Origin of the sequence: Polaribacter sp. BAL334 (assembly GCF_015767435.1) — a bacterium.
Lineage (GTDB): Bacteria > Bacteroidota > Bacteroidia > Flavobacteriales > Flavobacteriaceae > Polaribacter.
Genome location: NZ_JADWOV010000202.1, coordinates 1 through 533 on the forward strand (window position 1 = coordinate 1; position 533 = coordinate 533).

Annotated in this window: 1 protein-coding gene; it reads right to left on the minus strand. The window is 31.0% G+C overall.

The features are described from left to right. The coding region (locus IU405_RS01145) for a vWA domain-containing protein (RefSeq protein WP_197436793.1) at positions 1-361 on the minus strand (361 nt) is incomplete at its 3' end. Between the last annotated feature and the right edge of the window lie 172 nt (positions 362-533).

The window sequence follows — 533 nt, forward strand, 5'->3', positions numbered from 1 at the left end:
CTGTTGGAACACCATCAGTAAATAGAAATACAATTGGTTTCCAATCGCCTTTTACTTCATAAGTGGTTTTGACAATATTAGTTCTTAATTCGTGCATTAAATGTCCTAAACCCTTACTTAATGAAGTTCCACTTCCTATGGGAAATTTAGGAGGATAAAAACTAACTATTTCTTGTAAAGGGACTAATGTTTTTGGTTGACCAGCAAACACGATAATAGAAACAAAAACAGTTTCTAATGCGTGTGGATCCGTTTTTAAAGATTGAATAATTGTTGCTAATCCTTCTTCAACTTGTTGAATAGGTTCGCCTACCATTGATTCTGAGATATCTATTAGGAAATATATTGGTAATCTTCTCATAATTTTTCTTTTATTAAATTCAAATACAACTGAACATTTTCTAAGTCATAACAACAAAAAACCACTTTTTTAGGAAACTCATTTTCAGATAAAAAGGATGCCACTGTTTCAAAAGAAATTGTTGAAGCCAAATCTTTTGGGAAACCATAAGCTCCTGTTGAAATATTTGAAA